At 45.3% G+C, this 19,785-nt stretch carries 19 protein-coding genes, 2 pseudogenes and 2 riboswitches; of the genes and pseudogenes, 13 read left to right on the top strand and 8 right to left on the bottom strand.

Annotated features, from left to right (window positions below; genetic code table 11):
• Positions 1-102 precede the first annotated feature (102 nt).
• The 4 genes and pseudogenes from AC3AQ9_RS11905 to AC3AQ9_RS11890 all read left to right on the top strand — a co-directional run.
• Positions 103-567 carry a MarR family winged helix-turn-helix transcriptional regulator gene (locus AC3AQ9_RS11905; RefSeq protein ID WP_488307705.1) on the top strand — a complete coding sequence of 155 codons (465 nt, stop codon included), beginning with the start codon at positions 103-105 and terminating at the stop codon, positions 565-567.
• A complete protein-coding gene (locus AC3AQ9_RS11900; protein WP_488307704.1) occupies positions 564-1,763 on the top strand; it encodes an MFS transporter in 1,200 nt (399 codons plus the stop codon). Before AC3AQ9_RS11905 ends, AC3AQ9_RS11900 begins: the two co-directional genes overlap by 4 nt.
• 133 nt (positions 1,764-1,896) lie before the next feature.
• Positions 1,897-3,092: pseudogene (locus AC3AQ9_RS11895) on the top strand (MFS transporter).
• 93 nt (positions 3,093-3,185) lie between these two features.
• Positions 3,186-3,374, top strand: a pseudogene (locus tag AC3AQ9_RS11890) (iron chelate uptake ABC transporter family permease subunit); the annotation flags it as partial.
• A gap of 45 nt (positions 3,375-3,419) precedes the next feature.
• Here AC3AQ9_RS11890 and AC3AQ9_RS11885 read toward each other — a convergent pair.
• The 3 genes from AC3AQ9_RS11885 to AC3AQ9_RS11875 form a co-directional block, all read right to left on the bottom strand.
• Positions 3,420-4,013 carry a flavin reductase family protein gene (locus AC3AQ9_RS11885; protein WP_488307703.1) on the bottom strand — a complete coding sequence of 198 codons (594 nt, stop codon included), beginning with the start codon at positions 4,011-4,013 and terminating at the stop codon, positions 3,420-3,422.
• Positions 4,014-4,112: 99 nt separating this feature from the next.
• Entirely contained in the window at positions 4,113-5,120 is a 1,008-nt protein-coding gene (locus AC3AQ9_RS11880) for an EAL domain-containing protein (RefSeq protein WP_488307702.1), read from the bottom strand.
• A 132-nt stretch (positions 5,121-5,252) separates the two neighbouring features.
• Positions 5,253-5,645, bottom strand: a complete 393-nt coding sequence (locus AC3AQ9_RS11875; protein ID WP_488307701.1) for a cbb3-type cytochrome c oxidase subunit I — start codon at positions 5,643-5,645, stop codon at positions 5,253-5,255.
• Between the two features lie 380 nt (positions 5,646-6,025).
• Between AC3AQ9_RS11875 and AC3AQ9_RS11870 the strand changes: the two genes are divergently transcribed.
• Together AC3AQ9_RS11870 and AC3AQ9_RS11865 are read left to right on the top strand one after the other, a co-directional pair.
• On the top strand, positions 6,026-6,562 hold the full coding sequence (locus AC3AQ9_RS11870; RefSeq protein ID WP_488307700.1) for a dihydrofolate reductase family protein: 537 nt from the start codon (positions 6,026-6,028) through the stop codon (positions 6,560-6,562).
• A 199-nt stretch (positions 6,563-6,761) separates the two neighbouring features.
• Positions 6,762-7,649 carry an O-methyltransferase gene (locus AC3AQ9_RS11865; protein WP_488307699.1) on the top strand — a complete coding sequence of 296 codons (888 nt, stop codon included), beginning with the start codon at positions 6,762-6,764 and terminating at the stop codon, positions 7,647-7,649.
• A gap of 157 nt (positions 7,650-7,806) precedes the next feature.
• Here AC3AQ9_RS11865 and mtnA read toward each other — a convergent pair whose 3' ends face one another.
• The gene (gene mtnA, locus AC3AQ9_RS11860) at positions 7,807-8,868 is read right to left on the bottom strand and encodes an S-methyl-5-thioribose-1-phosphate isomerase (protein ID WP_488307698.1); all 1,062 of its coding nucleotides are present in this window, start codon (positions 8,866-8,868) and stop codon (positions 7,807-7,809) included.
• Entirely contained in the window at positions 8,865-10,055 is a 1,191-nt protein-coding gene (gene mtnK / locus AC3AQ9_RS11855; RefSeq protein WP_488307697.1) for an S-methyl-5-thioribose kinase, read from the bottom strand. Before mtnK ends, mtnA begins: the two co-directional genes overlap by 4 nt.
• 73 nt (positions 10,056-10,128) lie before the next feature.
• Positions 10,129-10,283, bottom strand: a riboswitch (SAM riboswitch).
• A gap of 167 nt (positions 10,284-10,450) precedes the next feature.
• A riboswitch (SAM riboswitch) is annotated at positions 10,451-10,559 on the top strand.
• Positions 10,560-10,632: 73 nt separating this feature from the next.
• Between mtnK and mtnW the strand changes: the two genes are divergently transcribed.
• The 5 genes from mtnW (at position 10,633) to AC3AQ9_RS11830 (ending at position 14,345) form a co-directional block, all read left to right on the top strand.
• Positions 10,633-11,847 (top strand): 2,3-diketo-5-methylthiopentyl-1-phosphate enolase, encoded by a 1,215-nt coding sequence (gene mtnW, locus AC3AQ9_RS11850; protein ID WP_488307696.1) that lies wholly within the window; start codon positions 10,633-10,635, stop codon positions 11,845-11,847.
• A 5-nt stretch (positions 11,848-11,852) separates the two neighbouring features.
• Entirely contained in the window at positions 11,853-12,518 is a 666-nt protein-coding gene (locus tag AC3AQ9_RS11845) for a 2-hydroxy-3-keto-5-methylthiopentenyl-1-phosphate phosphatase (RefSeq protein WP_488307695.1), read from the top strand.
• Positions 12,515-13,132: a methylthioribulose 1-phosphate dehydratase gene (locus AC3AQ9_RS11840; RefSeq protein ID WP_488307694.1), complete on the top strand. Its 618-nt coding sequence runs from the start codon at positions 12,515-12,517 to the stop codon at positions 13,130-13,132. The genes AC3AQ9_RS11845 and AC3AQ9_RS11840 overlap by 4 nt, the downstream gene beginning before the upstream one ends.
• A 27-nt stretch (positions 13,133-13,159) precedes the next feature.
• Complete coding sequence (locus tag AC3AQ9_RS11835) at positions 13,160-13,696, top strand: acireductone dioxygenase (protein WP_488307693.1); 537 nt, start codon at positions 13,160-13,162, stop codon at positions 13,694-13,696.
• A 235-nt stretch (positions 13,697-13,931) separates the two neighbouring features.
• Positions 13,932-14,345, top strand: a complete 414-nt coding sequence (locus tag AC3AQ9_RS11830) for a DUF4395 domain-containing protein (protein WP_488307692.1) — start codon at positions 13,932-13,934, stop codon at positions 14,343-14,345.
• Positions 14,346-14,408: 63 nt separating this feature from the next.
• On the opposite strand, the gene AC3AQ9_RS11825 is transcribed toward AC3AQ9_RS11830, so the two are convergent.
• Together AC3AQ9_RS11825 and proB are read right to left on the bottom strand one after the other, a co-directional pair.
• Positions 14,409-15,677 (bottom strand): glutamate-5-semialdehyde dehydrogenase, encoded by a 1,269-nt coding sequence (locus AC3AQ9_RS11825; RefSeq protein ID WP_488307691.1) that lies wholly within the window; start codon positions 15,675-15,677, stop codon positions 14,409-14,411.
• A 3-nt stretch (positions 15,678-15,680) separates the two neighbouring features.
• Positions 15,681-16,802, bottom strand: coding sequence for a glutamate 5-kinase (gene proB, locus AC3AQ9_RS11820; protein ID WP_488307690.1), 1,122 nt, complete (start codon positions 16,800-16,802; stop codon positions 15,681-15,683).
• Positions 16,803-17,119: 317 nt separating this feature from the next.
• On the opposite strand from proB, the gene AC3AQ9_RS11815 reads away from it, so the two are divergent.
• Complete coding sequence (locus tag AC3AQ9_RS11815) at positions 17,120-17,500, top strand: VOC family protein (RefSeq protein WP_488307689.1); 381 nt, start codon at positions 17,120-17,122, stop codon at positions 17,498-17,500.
• 43 nt (positions 17,501-17,543) lie between these two features.
• Here the strand turns inward: AC3AQ9_RS11815 and AC3AQ9_RS11810 are convergent, their stop codons facing one another.
• Positions 17,544-18,413, bottom strand: a complete 870-nt coding sequence (locus AC3AQ9_RS11810; protein ID WP_488307688.1) for an amidase — start codon at positions 18,411-18,413, stop codon at positions 17,544-17,546.
• 281 nt (positions 18,414-18,694) lie between these two features.
• Between AC3AQ9_RS11810 and AC3AQ9_RS11805 the strand changes: the two genes are divergently transcribed.
• Positions 18,695-19,774, top strand: coding sequence for a winged helix DNA-binding domain-containing protein (locus AC3AQ9_RS11805; RefSeq protein WP_488307687.1), 1,080 nt, complete (start codon positions 18,695-18,697; stop codon positions 19,772-19,774).
• Positions 19,775-19,785 lie beyond the last annotated feature (11 nt).

The following is a 19,785-nucleotide window of genomic DNA, read 5'->3' as shown; positions in this document are numbered from 1 at the left end:
GATGCCTAAAAAATGGAACAAATTCCCTGATTTTCTGCTTATAAAATTCCAGTAAGAAGTTAGACAGATAAAGGATAGTTTGTTATTGTTTATTAGTTATCTTTGCTAACCATTTATGAAGGAGGCCTTTCCATCAAAACGTACCAGGAATTTTTCCAGCAATTTTTATTGCTATATCGCCCTTTTGAACATCACCTTAATATAGAACTCGGCAAACATGGCCTCTACAGAGCGCAATGGTCTGTCCTGTATTACCTTGCCAATAACGGTTCAGCAACACTTGTTGAACTTGCCCAATACCAGCAAGTCGAAAAACCGACGGTGACACGGATTGTCAGCCGCTTGGAAGAATTGGATTATATCGAGCATATTCCAGGCAAAGACCGGCGCGAAAAGCCGATGCAGCTGACTGAACTCGGCAGAAAAGTTTATGCAGATGTCCGGATCAGTGTCGACCGTTTTGAACAGGATATCCTTGAAGGTGTATCTGAAGCGCGGCAAAAAGAAGCGATCGGTGTAATGAAAGAAATACGCAACAACTTAAACAGCAAGGAGTCAATAAAGTGAATCAAAACAAACCTAAATTATGGACGAAAGATTTTATCGTATCTTCCGTAGTCAATTTCTTTCTTATCCTTATCTTTTATCTATTAATGGTCACCATTGCCGCATATGCCGTAGAAGAATACGATGCCACTACAAGTGAAGCCGGACTCGTCACCGGCATATTCATCATCGGCACTTTGATCGGCCGGCTAGTGATTGGCCGCACCATCAATCGCATCGGGCGGAAACGGACACTCGTCATCGGGCTTTCTTTATTCACATTGACCACATTATTCTACTTTGTAAATCTAGGCCTTTCATTCCTGATGATCAACCGTCTTTTGCACGGAATGACGCTTGGGATGGCGAGTACTGCCGCCGGAACTATTGTCGCTCAGATTATTCCCATGACCCGAAAAGGCGAAGGTATCGGTTATTTCAGCATGAGTGCCACCATGGCCACTGCTTTCGGGCCCTTTATCGGCCTGTTCATGAGCCAGCGCACCAGTTATGAAATTATATTCGGGCTTTGCCTTGTTTTAGGTATCGTCAGCTTGATCATTTCCTTATTTGTTCAGGTTCCCGTTATTGAAGAAAGGCCAGCTTCAGCAGAAACAAAAGGATTTAAACTTTCTAACTTTCTTGAACCCAAAGCGGTCCCCATCGCTTTAATTACTTTGTCGGTCAGTTTATGCTATGCCAGTGTGTTATCGTTCATCAACTTCTATGCCATAGAAATCGATCTCGTCGACACTGCCAGTTTGTTCTTCGTTGTGTACGCAGCAGCCGTACTGGTTTCCCGCCCGTTCACTGGCCGGCTGATGGATATAAAAGGCGCCAACTACGTTATGTATCCAGCTTTTATCATCTTTGCCCTTGGACTGTTTTTACTTAGCACTGCAGACAATAGCGTAACGTTATTGTTATCAGGCGCCTTGATAGGCCTTGGTTTCGGCAATATGCAATCTACTACGCAAGCGGTGGCTGTAAAATTGACGCCACCGCATCGGATGGGTCTTGCCACTTCCACTTTCTTTATCTTTATGGATGCCGGACTCGGATTTGGTCCTTATATTCTCGGTTTTATCATTCCGATGACCGGCTACAGCACTATGTATGTCATTGTGGCTTTTGTGTCACTGGCTACCGCTTTTTTGTATTTTTTCCTGCATGGAAAAAAAGAGCATCAAGCAAACCACACAATTACAGTTTCATGAGCACAAAAAGTATCCTTTTAAAAAAGGATGCTTTTTTGTGTTTATCTCCATTATTTTGTGTAAGCACCTGGTTTGCTTTCAGTTCTTCTGTCTGGGAAACTAATAAAAAGAGAAAGAGGAGTGAAGCCTGAAGTTGAACTCATCGAACTCCAGATTATGGACAAAGAATTTTATCGCTGTTTGCACCGTCAATTTCTTTCTGACACTTGTCTTTTATCTATTGGTCGTCATCATCGCTGTTTACGCAGTAGAATCATTTGGAGCTTCTGCCAGTGAAGGCGGACTGGTCTCGGGCATTTCCATCATCGGCACTTTAAGCGGCCGGTTGATTATTGGACGTGCAATGAACAAAATTGGCCGCAAAAGAACATTGCTCATTGGACTCATCCTATTTACGGCGACATCGCTTTTGTATTTTTTAAACATCGGCCTTACATTTCTGATGATTACCCGTTTTCTTCATGGCTTGACTTTAGGTATTGCTGCCACTGCCTCTGGAACAATAGCTGCCCAGACATTCCCGAATCGAAAAAAGGGGAAGGCATCGGTTATTTTAGTATGAGTACAACTTTGTCTGCAGCAATTGGTCCTCTCCTCGGGATATACATGAGTCAGCATACAAGCTTTTCAATGATTTTCAATCTTTGTCTCGTCCTGGCCTTTTTTTGTTTGATTACTGGAATATTTGTAAAAGCTCCCTTATTAGAACCTGTTAAGGAAGAAGATGCAAAAGGATTCAAGCTGTCGCATTTTGTTGAACCCAGAGCATTGCCTATCGCTGTCATTGTCTTGCTCTTGGCTTTTTGCTATTCAAGTGTCTTGTCGTTCATCAATTTTTATGCCATTGAAATCGGCTTGACCAAAGCAGTTAGTTTCTTTTTTGTCTTCTATGCTGTAGTAATTTTGCTGTCACGGCCAATTACCGGCCGGTTATTGGACAGTAAAGGCGCGAATTTTGTGATGTATCCTGCTTTCCTGACTTTAGCAGCTGGTTTCTTGCTTCTCAGCACCGTAAGCAATAGCGCAACGTTATTGTTTTCTGCTGCGCTTATTGGTCTTGGTTTCGGCAATATGCAGTCCAGCACGCAAGCAATTGCGGTTAAATTGACACCGCCGCATCGGATGGGACTTGCTACATCCACGTTCTTTATTTTTTTGGATGCCGGATTCGGTTTTGGGCCATATGTATTGGGGCTGATTATTCCACTGACCGGCTACAGCACTTTATATGTCATGCTCAGCGGCGTGACACTGGCTACGGCGGTTCTCTACTACTTCCTGCATGGCAAAAAAGCACATGCCAAAACTATTGTTACTTCAGTGCAATAAATACAAAAAAGGCATCCTCGTCTAAGCGAGGATGCCTTTTTCTTCATTTCTTCCGCTTTCATCACAACTTTAGATTGTCTTCATGTCGATGTTATCACCAAGGTGCTGGCAGGCTCGCGCAACCAACTGTTTCTGCCGCTTGCCATCTTGATTGGCGGCTGGCTGCTGCTGTTGGCTGATACTGTCGGCCGCAACTTGCTGGAGCCGAATGGCATTCCTGCCGACATAATGGCTGCTTTGATCGGTGCCTCTTATTTTATGTACTTGCTGTTGAAAAAATAGAAATACCCTTTGAGAAATTTACTGTTCTCAAAGGGTATTTTAGGTTTAATCAGGTCTTTTCATTGAAAAAATTCCGCCGAGCCTGGCATAATTGGTTCCCGCCAAGCGGCTGACAGGCTTCAGAATTTCCGGGTTGATGCGCCCGTTATCATAAATGGACTCGTCGATATGGAACCGGACGACTCTGCCAATAAGGAGGCTGGTCCCCCCAAGTTCCACTGCCTGCTCCAGCCGGCATTCAAAGCGTACTTTTGTCTGCTCGACCGATGGAACTTTCACTACTTCACTATCAATAAGCGTCAGTTCCGTCAGATCGATTTCACTTTGCTCTGGCGGCAGGGATGCTGCTGTTTTATTGACTTCCCCAACGTTCGTTTCATCGACAACATGGATGACAAATTCCTTGGTTTCCATGGCGTTGCGCGCTGTGTCTTTCGGCGTTCCTGCTCTGCTTTGGACAGAAACCGACAGCATCGGCGGGTCGGATGAAACAATATTGAAGTAACTGAATGGGGCTGCGTTAACGGTGCCGTCTGCTGACATGCTGGTGACAAAAGCAATCGGCCGAGGAATGACGCTTCCGACCAGCAATTTATAATTTTCACGTTCTGTTTGTTGGTTTGGATCGAATGAAAGCATAACCATTCCTCCTGGTTTTTGTTTTCTCTATGGTTGTTCTTAATATTATAGTATTTTTAATGATTAACTCTAGAAACTTTACTTTAAAACATGTTTTTATCAAACCGAGAAGGCAAAATTCACTTCCAGCGGACTGGCAGCGGGTTTACCGAAATAATAGCCTTGGAAAAGCTGGTAGCCTTGCTGTTTCAGCCAGTCAAAGTCGGCCCGTTCTTCAATCCCTTCAGCGAGGGGTACAGAACCGACTTCAAGCGCTTTCTTAAGAAACTGCAGCGCTACCTTTTGCTTAATGGAGTCACTTGAGACTCCTTGTACATATTGCATATCCAGTTTCATGTAATTCGGCTTTAAATCGGCCAGCATTTCTATCGTACTGTAGCCTTCCCCAACATCATCAAGTGCATATTCAAATCCTTTTTCTTTATAATACGCCAGGATGGTCTTCAAATGCTCCAAGTCTTCCACCTTTTCAGTTTCGACCACTTCAAATACCAGCTGCTCCGGGTTCACACCCAATTGTTTTGCCAAACCCGTAGTAGAACGCAGACAAAATTCCGGGGAATAAATTGAAGTCGGGATAAAATTTATAAATGCTTTTACATCTATTAAAGCTGCAGCATATTTAACCGCGGTCATTCGGCAAACCCGGTCAAGCGCGTACAGGCGCCCCCGGTTTTTGGCAGCGGGAAAGATCTCACTTGGATAGATGACCGAACCATCCTCGTTTTGGAAACGAGCCAGCATTTCATAGGCAAAAATCTTCCCAGTGGCATCGATGATCGGCTGGTAATGGCACGTGAGCAATTCTTTCTGGATCACTTCATCGATCCATTGCATATCCATCACCGTTTCAATTTCGGCAAACGGCTTCCAAACTTCGGTATTAACTCTGAACGTGACTTGTTCAAGTTCCATAAAGTGCCGGCAGAAATCCATAAATTCTTTTGCGCCGGATTCAGGAACGATAAGCCCCTGCTTTTTCGCTTTCACAGAAATGCCTCGCCTTTCCATATGGTCAAATATTTGCGGCAATGCCGACAGATTGGATTCGCCTTCCACCTTAATCTCAAACTTCAACTCCGTTACGGAGCAATTTTTGCATTGCATTCGGTAGTCCTCCCTTTTCCTGTTAAATAAAGTCTACTCGATTAGCAATAGATAGAAAAGGAAATTCCTTCTAAAAGGAAAAAGACACTTTATTTCCTGGGAAATAAAGTGTCTCCAATTAACTTGTTTTCTTTATTCATTTCTTCTGAAAGCTTCATGTGCTTTAACATTCCGGAACAGATTCACGATAAATACTAAAGTGGCAGCTATTACGGTCAGTGCTCCAATAATGGCAATTGGTAAGGCTGTCCCTGCTTCTCCAATGGAAAACAGAGTCATGCCTCCCAATAAAAGCAGTGCTCCGATATTGTGGAGCCAAAAATGAGTTTTGCCTAACGCACTGTTTCCTGCTCTTGGAAAAGCGCTATAGATTAGCCCGAATATCCCCATAGTAGCCCAGCCAACCAAATTGATATGGGCGTGTACAGGGGTAAATTCGAATCTTTCGGCTATCCCCATATAAATCCCTAAAGAAAGACCGATCAACAGATAAACAGCGGCTACTTTAATAAAAGCAGTGCCCATCTTACTCCAGACTCCTTTCGCATCAACCATAGCTTCTACGAAATACAACGCTGTCCTTGGAGTCACGCCGCGGTTCACACTTTTTTGTCGAGCAAGGGAAAGCCATACCTCCTTTCAATGGCTGGTTTCTTACAGGTGGCTTAGCCATATTGATTAGTTTGAATTTCTTCACATATTTATTTTTGGAAATCAAATTTCCCTGTTCTCTCTATATTTAATTCGGAAAATTCAAAATTGTTTTCCTCTATTAATTTTAACAGTATATTGGCCTGTTTTCTATCCAATTGCACCTCTCAAAATAAAGGAATTCTTTTGCCAGTGGAGAATCTATACATTATTATCTGCTGTTTCTTTAAAGCCGACAAAAAGGAGCTGTTCATATGGGGAAAATTGTCGTGTCGATGTATGTGACGCTGGACGGAGTCATGGAATCGCCTTCCTGGACCGCCCCTTACTGGAACGATGAAATTGCCAAGTTCGAGTTGGATTTGCTTTTTGCGAGCGATTCTTTATTGCTTGGACGGATCACCTATGAGGAATTTGCAGCACGCTGGCCAGAGAGGGAAGATGAAGAAGGATTTGCCCATCGGATAAACGAAATGGCCAAATATGTCGCAACGACAACCTTAACTGAAGCGGAATGGAATGCAACGTTCATTAAAGAAAATGCTGCAGAAGAGATTGCAAATTTAAAGAAAGCGAAACAGAAATTGCTGGTTTATGGAAGTGGAACTTTGGTTGAGAAGCTAATAGAGCATGACTTGATCGATGAATTGCATCTGCTAACATTCCCTCTTGTGCTGGGCGAAGGCAAGCGCTTGTTTAGAGAAGGGATGGATCAGAAGAAATTCATGCTGACAGACAGCCGGACTACCGATTCCGGAGTAGTCATCTCGAGCTACGTGCCTGATAAATAGAAGCATTCGAAAAGAATAGTAAAGGACTGCTCGATGTTTCGTTGACCAGCAGTCTTTTTGTATTGGCAAGAACACATGGAAATCTGCACTTTCAGCAAATGATTAGAGAAAATTTTTTTGTTCTGGTTAAATGATAACTAAGCGCCTTATATAAGTGGGCCTGAAGAAAACAATAAATAATTTTAAATCAGGTGAGAAGATGGAACGCAATCATCAAATGGATGAGAAAATAAAACAAGACAATTACAAAGTATTTGCCTTGCTGAGCAATTATTTGAACAATGCACCAGACTTTATTAGCCAAGAAGAAATGGATGAGATAGTCAGTGCCGGAGTGTCTTCTGAATATGCCTTTGCCGTGATACTCGCTGCCGCTTTCGGGCTTGATATTGTCGACAATCCTGAAGACAAAGCCTTATTCCACAACTATTTCAATAAGATGCTCCATATGTTTAAAGCCTCTGACTACGCCAATAATCCCTATTACCAAAACATCAAAATACCACGGATACAAATTGGCAACAGCGAATTAACGTATGAGAAATATAAGCCTTTTGAAGGGTTTGTCAGCAACGATATCATCAGAACAAAGGAAGGCAGGCAGATTCCGCAAGTCGGCTTTTTTGAAACGGAATTCCCGTTTCCGGCTGTCCTGGAAAATGGCCGGGTTTGGATGACCATCACACCAAATGAAATTGAAACAATGAAAGAACCGATTGAGCAGGCTTTTGGCAAGGTGCTTACATTTGGTCTGGGGCTTGGTTATTATGCCTATATGGTTTCAGAAAAAGATAATGTGGACAGCGTTACCATTGTCGATAGTAACGAGAACGTTATCCGTTTATTTAAAAGGCATATTCTTCCGCAATTCAAAAATGCCCACAAAATCAACATCATTAAAGCGGATGCTTTTGAATATGCACAAACTCGCATGGCTGAAGGGCATTTTGATTTCGCCTTTATGGATTTATGGCATGACGTTTCGGACGGACTGGATATGTACCTGAAGCTGAAGGAGTACGAAAAACTAAGTCCTGAAACAGTCTTTACCTATTGGATAGAGAAATCCATTTTGTGTTATTTGTGAAAGACCGTTGGATATAAGAAAAGAACCGATTTACTGAATCGGTTCTTTTTAGCTTGTCATAAACTGTTGGCAGCGTTGTTCATTTTGCTACTCTAAAAATTAACGGCTATTTGGGAAATTTCTAGCTATAGCTTTCTGTCCTATCGTTAGAAATTTTTCATGATTTTTCTCCTTTTCCTGCATACAAGTTGAGAACTCCAGGAATGTTTTGATGGTAATCGGGTTTGATGATCCCTTTTTCAGTAATGATTGCGGTGATAAAGCGGGACGGGGTCACGTCAAAAGCCGGATTGAATACTTTGGTGCCCAGAGGTGCCACCGGGCGGTTTCCGATATGGGTGATTTCTTCCGATTTTCGTTCTTCAATCGGTATTTCTGTCCCGCTTTCAATAGTGAGGTCAAATGTTGATGCGGGTGCCGCTACATAAAACGGAATCCCGTAAGCATCAGCGAGAATTGCCAGATTAAGTGTTCCAATTTTGTTGGCGGTATCGCCGTTCGCCGCAATGCGGTCTGCACCGACGATAATGGCTTCGATGTCTTTTGCTCCAATGGTGTGGGCCGCCATACTATCGGTGATGAGTGTGACATCCACTCCTGACTGCTGGAGCTCCCAGACGGTCAGCCGCGAACCTTGGAATACCGGTCGGGTCTCACATGCAAACACTTCAAATTGACGGCCGCGCTCGCTTCCAAGATGAAACGGCGCCAATGCTGTTCCGTATTTCGCCGTGGCGATCGAGCCGGCATTGCAGATGGTCATAACCCGTTTATGCCCTTCCAATAGCGACAAGGCATATTCGCCGATTTGCCGGCAAGAAGCTTCATCTTCCTGATGGATGCGTACCGCTTCTTGGATGAGCAGTGCTTTTCCGCCTGCTACAGTTTCAGCTTTCTGAACCTTTTCAAGCAGCCGATCAAGCGCCCACATCAAATTGACCGCTGTTGGGCGTGACTCTCCGAGATAAACTGCCTTTTTACGGACATCATGCAGGAATGTTTCCAGCGTTCCAGCGTTATGGCGCTGCGCTGCAAGGGCTAAGCCGTATGCGGCGGCAATGCCGATGGCCGGTGCGCCGCGCACTTTCAGCGTGAAGATGGCTTCGTAGACATCTTCGATTGTCTCAAGTGTTATATAGTCGATTTCATGTGGCAGTTTCTGTTGATCTAAGATGACCAACTGCCCGTCTGTCCAGGCAATTGATAAAGGAATGGTCATTGCTCCAACTCCTCAAGCAGACCGGTTACTGCATCTATTGAGCCTAACTCGGAACGTTTTAAAATCAACGCTTCGCCAGTTTGTAAAGCTTGTTTCTTTAAACCGATTCGCAGTTCCGCATCTTCAATGCCGTCCAGGTCTTTGACGTGTGCCAGGCCGATTGTGCGGCGGATCAATTCACAGCCGGCAAAGCCAAGTGTGTCACGGAAAATCTTTTCCAGTACAAACTCTTTATAGCCCGCCGTTTCTTTGAATGCTTCAATGCCCTTCTGATCCCAAAGCTCTGAGAACTGGGTTGAGAAAACTTTCCATGTGCGTTCGATGTGGTTCACGATCACTTGGCGTTCTTCGCCGCTTCGTGTAAGCGACTGGACAATCAAGTTTGCGAGAAACAAGCCGACGTCAAAGCCGATCGGACCATAAAAAGCAAACTCCGGGTCGATGACTTTCGTTTCCGATTCACTGGCGAAAATACTGCCGGTATGGAGGTCACCATGCAATAGTGCTTCCGCTTCCGTCAAAAAGCTGAACTTCAGCTTTGCCGCTTCAAGTTTCAAAGGACCGTTTTTCCAGATAGCTTCGACAGTCGGCTGCAGCTCCGGTTCGTAATTATTGGTGTCGTTATTGAAAAACGGGTCAGTGAAAATAAGGTCTTCTGTGATTTTGCACAGTTCCGGGTTGGAGTACTCGGCCACTAAGCGCTTTTTCTCGAACGGGTGCAGTGCGAAATCGGAAGTATGGAACAGCGTACGCGCCAAATATTCACCGATGTCTTCCGACAGTCTTGAATATGCCGCACCCTGGATCAGTCCATCGCGCGCAATCGTCAAGTGAGACAAGTCTTCCATCACGGTAATCGCAAGTTCTTCATCGGTTGCATAAACGAATGGTACAAGCCCAGGTGCAAATTCTCCGTGTTTTTGAAGAGCGTTCGCTTCAATTGTTGCGCGTTTTAAAGTCAGCGGCCAGCTTTCCCCGACAACTTTCGCATACGGCAAGGCTTGTTTGATGATCAGGCCCTTTCCGCTTTTCTGATCTTTGATCTGGAACACGTAATTCAAGTTGCCATCGCCGATTTCGCGGCATACAAGTTCGGCCCCTTCAGGGAATGGATATAGGCTCTGAGCCATTGCAATGGCTCTTTCTAATGTTAATGCTTCGTATTGTTTGGATGCTATGGTCATCATTCATCTACCTTTCCGGGTCAATAGAAAAAGCCTCTTTCCGCAAGAAAGAGGCCTAGAATGATAGATTCCATGCCTCTTATCTTTCAGAAATGGTCATTTCTGATGGAATTAGCACCGTGCCTTGCGGAATCTGCATTCCGGCGCAAAAGCGCCCCTTCTCACGAAGGTATTACGGTCGGTTGCTGGGCGTCATAGGGCCAATATCCCTCTGCCTGCTCTTGATAAGAGTACTATTTGAGTAACTGTATGCTGTTTGAAAAGAATCCTATCACGGTTCAGAATTGACTGTCAATAACTTTTTTCACTACAAATAATTTTGCGAATATTTATTGACAGAAAGTTTAAGGCATGAAATAATCAACATTAATTTCTTTATTAATCCAATTGAATACACATTCTTATTCAGAGCAGGTGGAGGGACAAGCCCTATGATACCCGGCAACCGGTCCATAACGGACACGGTGCTAATTCTTGCAGCCGATTGATGCGGCTGAGAAATAAGAAGTTGTTAAGCCTATTAACCTCTTCTTGTTTGAAGAGGTTTTTTATTTTGATTTTTAACAGGAGCGTGAACGCAGTGAGCAATTTGACAGCGACTTACCAGTTATACGGCAAAGCCGGTTCATTCGGGAAAAAGGCCGAAGGAATCGCCCTTGGCCTCACAATCGGATCATGGACCGACTTGCCATTATTGGAACAGCAGCAATTAAAGCAGCATAAAGGAAATGTTGTTTCGGTAACGGAATTTGAAGATTCCCCGCATCCGCTAAAGCCGGATGAAATCAAAGCGGTGGTGAAGATTTCATACCCAAACGCTAATTTTTCGGCGGATTTGCCGGCGATTTTAACTACCGTTTTCGGCAAATTATCGCTGGATGGGGAAGTTAAGCTGCTCGATTTGGAGTTTGATGAGCAATTGCTTGCCCATTTTCCCGGACCGCGGTTCGGCATCGACGGCATTCGGGGATTACTCGGAGTAGACGGACGGCCGCTTGTCATGAGTATCTTCAAAGGCGTCATTGGCCGCGACTTGAATTTCCTCGCTTCACAGCTCCGCCAGCAGGCGCTTGGCGGAGTGGATTTGGTAAAAGATGATGAAATCCTCTTTGACAATCCGCTGACGCCTTTTGAACAGCGGATTACGACCGGGAAGAACGTCTTACAGCAGGTCTTTGAAGAAACCGGGCACCGGACGCTTTATGCAGTGAATTTATCGGGGCGTACTTCGAACTTGCGGGACAAGGCGAAAAAAGCGCGCGAACTTGGTGCGGATGCGCTGCTGTTCAATGTCCATGCATACGGACTTGATGTTCTGCAGGAGCTGGCAGAAGACCCGGATATCCGGTTGCCGCTCATGGCCCATCCAGCGTTCAGCGGTGCTTTCACTTCTTCGAACTTTTACGGGCTGGCTAGCTCTCTAGCACTTGGAAAACTGGTCCGCTACGCAGGCGCTGACTTTTCTTTGTTCCCTTCCCCTTACGGCAGTGTTGCACTTGAAAAGGCGCAGGCACTGGCACTCGGCGAGGAATTGGTAAAGGATGGCCCATTAAAGCGGAGCTTCCCGGTGCCTTCTGCAGGTATCCATCCTGGGCTGGTGCCATTATTGATCAACGATTTCGGGATCGACAGCATCATCAATGCCGGAGGCGGTGTGCACGGCCACCCGGACGGTGCAGTGGGAGGCGGAAAAGCATTCCGCCAGGCAGTTGATGCCATTCTGAGCAAAACAACACTCGCCGACGCTTCCGAACAGCATGAAGAATTAAAAACAGCATTGGCAATATGGGGGTAAGCATGTTGAGTAAACCAGTAATTTTCTGCGATTTTGATGGCACCGTCACCAACAACGACAACATCATCGCAATCATGAAAAAATTCAATCCATCCGGCTGGGAACCGGTTAAAGACGACATCCTGGCCCAACGGATTTCTATAAAAGAAGGCGTGGCAAAGATGTTCTCGCTGCTGCCATCATCGAAAAAAGAGGACATTATCCGCTATGTGCTCGAGCAGGCACAAATCCGTGACGGCTTTTCCGAATTCATAGCATATGCCAAAGAACAGGATATTCCGCTATACATCGTCAGCGGCGGCATTGACTTTTTTGTCCATCCACTCCTTGAACCGTTCGGCCCTTTCGCAGGCGTTTATTGCAACGAAGCGGATTTTTCTGGAGAGACAATCAACATCACTTTTCCGCATGGCTGCGACGGAGAATGCACAAGCCAAGGCTGCGGCTGCTGCAAGCCGTCCATCATCCGCGAATTGCTCGAAGACGGCGCGAAAAGCATCGTCATCGGAGATTCCATCACCGATCTCGAAGCAGCGAAACGGGCTGACCTCGTCATTGCCCGAGACTTTTTAATCGAAAAATGCGAAGAACTCGGCTTGCCGTATGAACCGTTTGAAAACTTCCGGGATGTCACTTCCATCATCGATGCGCGTCTGGGTGTGAAACTATGACGGCGCTTCAGGAACGGTGGCAGGAACTCGCAGATATCAAAGACGAATTGGCGCTCCGCGACTGGTTCATGGGAACGAGCGGCAACCTCGCCATCAAAGTTCAAGATTCACCTGTTGAATTTCTGGTGACGGCCAGCGGCAAAGACAAGCGCAAACGCACTGCAGAAGATTTTTTGCTGGTGGATGCCGCCGGCAAGGCAGTCGATGATACACATCTGAAGCCATCGGCTGAAACCTTGCTGCATTGTGAAGTCTATTCAAAAACGGCTGCGGGATGCAGCCTCCATGTTCATACCGTTGCCAATAACGTCATTTCGGAAATATACGGGGACCGTGGAAAAATTGATTTCCAAGGCCTTGAACTTATCAAAGCATTCGGCTTATGGGATGAAGATGCAGTATTGACCATCCCGATCATTCCAAATCACGCACACATCCCTGACCTAGCGGCAGAGTTCCAAAAAAACTTGACCTCCGATAGCGGCGCAGTGCTGATTCGGAACCATGGCATTACCGTGTGGGGCAAAAACGGCTTTGAAGCCAAAAAGCTGCTGGAGGCCAGTGAATTTCTATTCCAGTACCAAATGGCTTTATATCAAGTACATTCACATTAAAACTTAAACCAGAAAGGAAGATTCATAATGGCAATCATCAAAATTCAAGGAACAAATGAAACAATCGAAGCACAAAACGAAGTGGCAGCATTCCTGGAACAGCAGGAAGTTATTTACGAGCATTGGGACATCAACAAATTGCCGGAGCATCTGCACGAAAAATTCAATCTTAGCGATGAAGAAAAGGAAGAAATCCTGGCAGCCTTCAAAGCGGAAATCGACGATATTTCAGGGCGCCGCGGTTATCAGGCAGCCGACATCATCTCGCTTTCCGATTCGAATCCGAAATTGGATGAACTGCTGAAGAACTTCCAGCGCAAACACATCCATACAGATGACGAAGTGCGCTACATTGTCAGTGGACACGGTGTTTTCATTATCCAAGGAAAAGACGAGCGCTTTTTTGAAGTTCATTTGTCTCCGGGAGACTTGATCTCGGTTCCTGAAAATATCACGCATTACTTCACATTGGCCGATGACCGCAAAGTTGTCGCTGTCCGCATTTTCGTTACGACTGAAGGCTGGGTTCCTGTTTATCAGGAAGAAGAAAGTGTGCAGAACTAACTGATTGAAGTTGAACACCGGCATAGGAATGCCGGTGTTTTTCGGCTGAAACTTATGAAACTGTTATCCGTAAATTTCGCCGCAGCTTCATCAAAGATAAAAGGGTGATGCAGACTCTATTTTGATCAGAGAACGGAATCTCCTTTATTCCAACGGGCTATAAAACCCAAGTCCTCCTTCTTTATTCTTACCTGACTGCTTGGTATACTAATGGACAATCCGAGGAGGCTTCCGCATGACGATTCCAAAACCACTTGTTCAGTCCAATCAATTGTTTATTGTCTTTACCGTCATCTTGGCGCTGATTTTCCATAAAGCGATTCTGCTCCTGCCATTTGCCGCAGGCGTCTTGACGCTTATCACCGGCAAGAACCCGGTGATTTTATTTGCCAGACGATTTTTGAAAAAACCGATAAACCAATACATTCAGGAAGACCGCGCCCAGCAGATTTTCAATCAATGGATTGCCACCATTTGCCTGGGTATATCACTGTTAGCTTTCTTATTCGGTTTTACGCTCGCGGGCTATGCTTTCAGTATCATGGTTGTTGCAGCAGCCGGAGTTGCGTTGATGGGCTATTGCATCGGCTGCACAATCCGCTACCAGTATCTGATGTGGCGACATAAAAGAGCAAAGGCTGCAAATTAAGCTCTTACATATGAAAAAGGCCAGAATCCAATCGCGCTGATTGCTTCTGGCCTTTTTCTCTGGTTATTTCACTTGACCATTGCCCTGGATCAAGTACTTTGTGGAAGTTAAAGCAGGCAGCCCCATCGGACCGCGCGCATGAAGTTTTTGCGTGCTGATGCCGATTTCAGCTCCGAACCCAAACTCAAAACCGTCAGTAAAGCGCGTAGATGCGTTATGGTAAACGGCTGCAGCGTCCACTTCCATAAAAAATTTATCCACGTTTTCGAGGGTTTCCGAAATAATCGCTTCCGAATGTTTCGTACCGTATAAATTGATGTGTTCAATCACTTCATCGACCGTGTCCACCACTTTGACGGCTACTTCGAGGCCCAGGTATTCTGTGCCCCAATCTTCTGCACTGGCAGGAATCACTTCGCCGTATTGCTGAGTCGCTTCGTCGCCATGGATTTGGACTGCTTGCTGCTGCAACGCTTCAAGAAGTTCAGCCAGATGATGTTTGGCCCATTCTTTATGTACCAGGATGGTCTCGCAGGCATTACAGACGGACGGACGCTGGATTTTCGCATTAAGAGCGATAGAGATGGCCATTTCTGCGTCGGCTGTTTCATCGATATAAACGTGACAGTTTCCGGCACCCGTCTCAAGGACCGGCACGCTGGCATTTTCAACAACAGTCTGAATCAGTTTTGCACCGCCTCTTGGAATCAGCACATCCAGATGCGAGTTCAGCTTGAACATTTGCGTTGCTGTTTCCCTGCTCGTGTCTTCGATCAGCTGAACCGCTTCTGCCGGCAATTCGCTTTTCTCCAAAGCATGATGAATCACTTTCACCAAGGCTTTATTGGAATGGATGGCGGTTGAACTACCGCGCAGCACGACTGCATTGCCGGTTTTCAGGCACAGACTTGAAGCATCTACGGTCACATTGGGGCGCGCTTCGTAAATCATGCCAATTACGCCAAGCGGCACGCGGATTTTGGTCATTGCGAGACCGTTCGGGCGTTCCCATTGTTCGAGCACTTCGCCGACCGGATCATCCAGTTCGGTCAACTGAATCAATGCCGCTACTATATCGCTTAGCCGTCCTTCATCTAACTTCAGGCGGTCAATCAGCGACTCGCTCATCCCGCTTGCTCTTCCTGCAGCTATATCTCTTTCGTTCTCAGCTAAAATAAACGCCTGCTCCTCCAGCAATTGACTGGATATCAAGCGCAATGCTTCATCTTTTTGGGCTGTCGTTGTTTTAGCCATAACTGCTGCCGCTGTTTTGGCCAGCTGTGCTTTTTGCAGCAAGTCATTTGTCTTGCCAGCTTGAAGTATTTCACTCATTTGTTATTGCCCCTTTCCTGAATGGCTGAACCATTGGTTGCGGTGAATGACGACTTGCCGTTTGCCTGTTTTGGTGATGACACTGGCTTCTTTGCTGCATAAACCTTTAATCTCCAAAAGTTCTTCGGAGGAATAATTCACTTGGCCGCGCCCCACCACTTCCCCTGAGGGATCGATAACTTCCACTACATCATTGGCCGTAAAACTTCCGGCGATATCGATGACCCCGACCGGAAGCAAACTTCTCCCTTGCTCGGATATGGCCAGTGCTGCGCCATCGTCGACTTTGATTTTCCCAAGCGGGATGGAATGCAAAGCGAGCCATTGTTTGGAGTTCTTCACCGTCGCTTGAGGCTCGTCTCCGATATAAGTTCCGTCCCCTTTTCCTTCAAGAATATTCAGCAGTTTTTCATTGCCGGAACCCGTTCCGATAAATACTTGTGCACCTAGGGCTAATGCCGTCTGTGCTGCTTCCACTTTTGATTTCATTCCGCCAGTCCCAAGTTTCGAGCCTTCACTTGAAGTCGCCTCAATCAATTCATTTGGAATCTCGGTAAGAAAATCGTATTTTTCAGCATCGGGGTATTTGCGCGGGTTTTCACGGTAAATTCCATTGATGTCGGTTAAAATGATGAGAAGCTGCGCCTGGACAAGTCCGCTTACCAATGCTGACAGCATGTCGTTGTCGCCAAATGTCAGTCCTTCTACAGAGACTGAATCATTCTCATTGATAATAGGCAAAACATTGCGCTTTAACAGTTCACTTAAAGTAGCTTCGGCATTTTGATACAAATCTTTTGCCAATAGATTTTGCCGCGTCAGCAATATTTGAGCCGACACCACACCGTGCTTTTTGAACTCCTCTGAATAAGCCTGCAGTAATTGCCCTTGGCCGACAGAAGCTGCAGCCTGTTTGCCTACAATGCTGACTGGGCGGACAGCATAACCCAGATCCGTGAATCCTGCCGCCACTGCCCCTGAGGAAACCAAGATGACTTCATGTCCTGCTTCTTTTAAGCGGGCCAATGCTGCGACATGCTCCTGCAATTTCTCAAGGCTAAGCCCGCCGTTAAGATTGGTTAACGAACTGCTGCCTATTTTAACGACAATCCTTTTCTTCTTCACTTACAGTCACCACCTGTTTTTAATCGCCAAAGACCATTCAAAAAAGTTTAATAGCATTATTATGCATTACATTGAATTTTTAATCAACCGATTTTCAGAAATATTCAAGAAAATAAACAAAACTTTAACTTTCATCATTTGATAGCAAACAAGCATTATTCATTAAAGGCTTCATCTTCTAGTTGTGAATGCAGCTTCCGGTTGCATATCATTTGAAACACAAAACTATAATTCAAAGCTTTAGAGGGCAATCAACTATGGTATAGTTTAAATATTCTGTTAGATAATAAAATTAATCGGCGAAGGAGAGCGAATCGATGGGAATTCATTCTATACAGCAAATCGGGCAAATTGGATTGCCGGTAAAGGACTTGGAGAAAGCAGTGCAATTTTATCAGAATGTCTTAGAGCTGCCTTTGTTATTCAATACCGGCTCGCTGGCTTTTTTCGACTGCAGCGGCATTCGCCTGCTGTTGAGCCTTCCTGAAAAAGAGGAGTTTGCCCATTCCAGTTCAATTTTGTATTTTAAGGTGAACCAAATCCATGAAGCTTTTGAGGAATTCAAACGCAAGGGAGTTTCGTTTATTGATGAGCCGCATAGGGTTGCTAAAATAGGCCAAACCGAAACTTGGATGGCGTTTTTTACTGATACACAAGGCAACACACATGCGTTAATGAGCGAAATTGAAGCACATTAAAAAAGGAATCCGTGAATTTACGGATTCCTTTGCTTTTAACTTCTTAAGGGGCCATAGCTTTCCAGCTGTCCACGTAATGGATGGCAATGCCTCCATAGCCAGGCACATTTGCATAATGAGTTCGAACTTCGGCTAGCTGGCCCTCCATGTATGCTTCTCCCTCTTCATAAAATGAAATGGTGTCTCCTTCATCCGTTTGATCGGTTTCCACGCCAATTACTACTGTTTTGCCATATTTAGCGGCGAAGTTTACTTCATTCTTCACCAAGTCGATGATCAAAGGCGCTGCATCGCGATAAGCCATGAGCGTCACACTATCGGTGTTCGCAATCATCCATTCAGCCAGTATGCCGCTTCCATGGATGTTCTTATAGGAAATTTCATCAAACCAAAAAGGCAGATCTGCTTCTAAAGGAAGACCGAGGCTTTCGGCACTGGCTCTCGCTTTTTTCATCAAGTCCTGATAAGCCAGAATGGTCGCTCTTTGATTTGTTGACCAACCACTGTGCAAATAAGGCTCAACGTCTAGATGGATGCCTGAAAATTTCTGCACGGTGTTTGCATTCGATTGGTAACTTTTGATCCATGCCATTAGCTGATCCTGGCTGGTATACCCTTTTTTCGCCACCCAACTTGGAGCTCCATCCAATGCATAGATACCCATACCTTTTGCCGCTGCTTTTTCGATAAAGCTTTGGTAAACAGTTACCGGGATATCCCGATCTATTTGAATATAGACTTTGTTCACGTTCTTGCTTTCAAGAAATGCCAAGGTTCCAGTTTCATCATTGGCAAGTTCCCAAGGATTCCAAAGCCAAGTTGCCCGGACTTCCGCTTCAGCGGCTTCACCGGACGATCCATTTGAAAATACCAGCATCATTAGCAAAACAGCCCCCATTAATACTTTCTTCACTCTTCATCCCCCCAGCATTTAACTTGAAACTGCAAAAATCTTGCCGATTTTTTCTAAGCATTCTTACATAAAATAAGGTAAAAAAAGCTATTTATTAGTATATTTTTTCCTTATTTTAACACCATCCAATTCAATTTACTACCATTAAAATCATCTGTTTAATATTTTCTTTTTAATTTCTAACGGTATACTGGATGAAAAAGCTAAAGCGATAGAGGACCCAATAATAGAATAACCTCATTTGAATGAAATAAAATCAGACAGGACGGAGGCAATGAATTATGGGCAATCTGGAAATCGGCTGGCGGCGATTAGCTTCCCAGCACATCGAAGGAAAGAAATTCAAGGAACCCGAGGATGCAGTGAAGTGGCTGGGCGCCATGCAGGCACAAAACTATCCGCAAGCGTTATGGGCTATAGGGCAACGGATGGAATCCGGCACGCTGACAGCTATTGAACAGGCTTTATCGGAAGGGAAAATCATTCGTACTTGGCCAATGCGGGGAACACTTCATTTTGTGGCTTCCGAAGACAGCAACTGGCTTCTAGGCTTAACGGCCCCGCGCATTTTGGCTTCCAGCAAAGGGCGCTTGAAGCAGCTGGAGCTGGATGATGAGATTTTGCAGCGTTCGGCGGAAGTTTTCCAGGCTTCCCTCAGCGGCGGCAAGCGTCTTTCCCGTTCTGCCATGTTAAAGCTGCTGGAGCAATCAGGAATATCTACACATGGCCAGCGTGGTTACCATATTTTATGGCACTGGTCTCAATGTGGCCTGATCTGCCTTGGTCCAATTGAAGGAGCCCAGCAGGCATTTGTCTTGCTCGAAGAATGGGCGCCTCACGCCATGAAACTATCTCGTGAAGAATCCCTACAGGAACTGGCCAAGCGCTATTTTACCAGCCATGGCCCCGCAACGGTGCACGATTTTGCCTGGTGGTCAGGGTTGACGATGAAAGAAGCACGTGCCGGCTTGGAATTAGCCAAGTCTTTCTTGGTTTCACAAAAGCAAAGTGATGCTGAGTATTGGTTTTCAGAAGAAGCTTCCTGTTTTCCCTCTCCCCATAAATCAGCAATCCATTTGCTTCCGGCTTTTGACGAATTTTTATTAGGCTATAAAGACCGCAGCAGTGTTTTGCCGATTGAGTACTCCGGCAAAGTAGCTCCGGGCAAAAACGGCATTTTCTTTCCTATTGTTGTTGAAGATGGGCAAGTGATTGGCACTTGGAAAAAAGAACTCTTAAGAAAAGGCATTGTCTTGAAGTTCGATCTTTTTTCTCCAGAACGCGATTTGCCTTCTTCTTGGAATCAGGCTGCTAAGGCTTTCGGCGCTTTTCTGCAAATGCCGGTCATTGAGGGGAAGTAAGTATAAAAAAA

The organism is Planococcus sp. VCh962, from assembly GCF_057748275.1.
The sequence above is the reverse complement of the archived record's forward strand: the minus strand, read 5'-3'. Positions and strand labels throughout refer to the sequence as shown.

Excerpts from the sequence above, each read along its gene's own strand:
- AC3AQ9_RS11885 (WP_488307703.1), bottom strand. The coding sequence starts at position 4,013 with ATGCTTTCATTCGATCCAAACCAACAAACAGAACGTGAAAATTATAAA.
- AC3AQ9_RS11880 (WP_488307702.1), bottom strand. The coding sequence starts at position 5,120 with ATGCAATGCAAAAATTGCTCCGTAACGGAGTTGAAGTTTGAGATTAAG.
- AC3AQ9_RS11875 (WP_488307701.1), bottom strand. The coding sequence starts at position 5,645 with ATGGGCACTGCTTTTATTAAAGTAGCCGCTGTTTATCTGTTGATCGGT.
- AC3AQ9_RS11870 (WP_488307700.1), top strand. The coding sequence starts at position 6,026 with ATGGGGAAAATTGTCGTGTCGATGTATGTGACGCTGGACGGAGTCATG.
- AC3AQ9_RS11865 (WP_488307699.1), top strand. The coding sequence starts at position 6,762 with ATGGAACGCAATCATCAAATGGATGAGAAAATAAAACAAGACAATTAC.
- mtnA (WP_488307698.1), bottom strand. The coding sequence starts at position 8,868 with ATGACCATTCCTTTATCAATTGCCTGGACAGACGGGCAGTTGGTCATC.
- mtnK (WP_488307697.1), bottom strand. The coding sequence starts at position 10,055 with ATGATGACCATAGCATCCAAACAATACGAAGCATTAACATTAGAAAGA.
- AC3AQ9_RS11840 (WP_488307694.1), top strand. The coding sequence starts at position 12,515 with ATGACGGCGCTTCAGGAACGGTGGCAGGAACTCGCAGATATCAAAGAC.
- AC3AQ9_RS11835 (WP_488307693.1), top strand. The coding sequence starts at position 13,160 with ATGGCAATCATCAAAATTCAAGGAACAAATGAAACAATCGAAGCACAA.
- AC3AQ9_RS11830 (WP_488307692.1), top strand. The coding sequence starts at position 13,932 with ATGACGATTCCAAAACCACTTGTTCAGTCCAATCAATTGTTTATTGTC.
- AC3AQ9_RS11825 (WP_488307691.1), bottom strand. The coding sequence starts at position 15,677 with ATGAGTGAAATACTTCAAGCTGGCAAGACAAATGACTTGCTGCAAAAA.
- AC3AQ9_RS11815 (WP_488307689.1), top strand. The coding sequence starts at position 17,120 with ATGGGAATTCATTCTATACAGCAAATCGGGCAAATTGGATTGCCGGTA.
- AC3AQ9_RS11805 (WP_488307687.1), top strand. The coding sequence starts at position 18,695 with ATGGGCAATCTGGAAATCGGCTGGCGGCGATTAGCTTCCCAGCACATC.